The sequence below is a fragment of the Rhodoblastus acidophilus genome (assembly GCF_025961575.1).
GTDB lineage: Bacteria > Pseudomonadota > Alphaproteobacteria > Rhizobiales > Beijerinckiaceae > Rhodoblastus > Rhodoblastus acidophilus_C.
The window spans coordinates 1-1,748 of record NZ_JAOQNX010000070.1 but is presented as its reverse complement, the minus strand read 5'-3'; the positions used below and the strand labels follow the sequence as shown (position 1 = coordinate 1,748).

1 protein-coding gene is annotated in these 1,748 nt (G+C 64.5%); it reads left to right on the top strand.

Annotation, left to right across the window (positions count from 1 at the left end):
• On the top strand, positions 1-1,748 hold a 1,748-nt coding region (locus M2320_RS23155), incomplete at both ends, for a T9SS type A sorting domain-containing protein (RefSeq protein WP_264599322.1).

The following is a 1,748-nucleotide window of genomic DNA, read 5'->3' as shown; positions in this document are numbered from 1 at the left end:
TCGCTGAACCTCTCCGGCCTGTCCAACACCAGCGGCTACCTCTATCTGCTCAACAGCTCGGGCGGGCAGATCGCCTCCAGCTATTATTATTACAATTCGGACGCCATAGCCGCCAATCTGGCCGCCGGAACCTATTACGTCCATCTCTACGACACGTCCGACACCGCCTACACGCTCTCGGCTTCCGCAACGGCGCTCCCCAATGCGGCCGGGGCGACGTTGGCCACCGCCACCAGCCTCGGCGCGCTCTCGACCACCGCAGCCACTGCTTCCGACTGGGTTGGGAACGCCGCGCCGAATGATTATTACCAGTTCACCCTGTCCGCCCTGTCCAATGTCACGCTGAAGCTGAGCGGATTGGCCAACGCCAACGGCACACTCTCTCTGCTCGACAGCTCCGGCAATCAGTACGGCTACAGCTATGCCAGCGGCAGTGACGGCTTCCTGGTCGCCAATCTGGCTGCAGGAACCTATTACGTTAACGTCCACGACAGCTACGACACCACCTACACGCTCTCGGCCTCTGCCGCGGCGCTGCCCAATGCTGCGGGGTCAAGCTTGGCGACGGCGCTGAACGTCGGCGCGCTCGGCGCCACGGCGATTGTCGAGTCGGACTGGATCGGAAACGCGGCCTCGACCGACTATTATACATTCTCCCTCTCGGCCTCGAAGGTGGTCAATTTAACTTTCGCTAGCTCCAACGGCTCCAGCGGCTCCATCTTCCTGCTCGACAGCTCGGGCGGCATGATCGGCTCTTCCACTTACAACGGCTTGGGCGGCTTGACCTCTGTCGTCGCCACACTTGCGAAGGGGACCTATTTCGCCGAAGTCGCCGACGGCATCGACACCAATTACAGCCTTACCTTCTCGACAGGCGCGCCAGCGGTGGGAACCTCGGCGACCGACGGCGCGGACAACAGTCTCGCCGCCGCCAAGGCGATCGGCGCGCTGTCGGCCACAGCCAAGACCTATGCCGACTGGGTCGGCGCGACGGACGCCAAGGATGTCTACCAGTTCACCCTGTCGTCGCTCTCGACCGTCACCCTGCAACTCGCCGGTCTCGCCTCCGGGGCGTCCGACACGCTCGCTCTCTATGACGCCAATGGCGCCCAGGTCGCCTACACCTACGCGGGCTCGAGCTATAACGGCCTGATCAGCGACAACCTCTCGGCGGGAACCTATTACGCCGTCATCACGGGCGGCGGTTCGGACTCGGGTTACAATTTCTCCGCCTCGGCCGCGGCGCTGCCCAGTGCCATCGGGACCACGCTCGCCATGTCGACGAGCCTCGGGGCTTTGGGAACCACGGCGGTCACCAAGTCGGACTGGATCGGCGCGGCGGCGCCCGACGATTACTATTCCTTCACGCTCGGCGCACTCGCGACCGTGTCCTTCACCTTCTCGGGCGGCGACTTTGCGACGTTGACACTGCTTGACAACGCGGGTAACCGGCTCGCCAGCGCGAACTCCTACTATTATAATGGCCATGGCGACTCCCCTATCGCGGGGTTGAGCGCGACGCTCGCGGCGGGAACCTATTACCTCCATCTGTCCGACAGCTTGGACACCGCCTATAAGCTCACGGCCGTGTCGAGCGTCGCGGCGGGAATCGCGCCGGCGCTGACCGCCGGGCGCTCGCTGGCTGCGGCCACCTCGCTGGGCGCCTTGAGCGCCACGGCGGTCGCCAAGACTGACTGGGTCGGCGACGCCGCGCCGGACGAATGGTTCAAGTTCACGGTCGGCGCGCC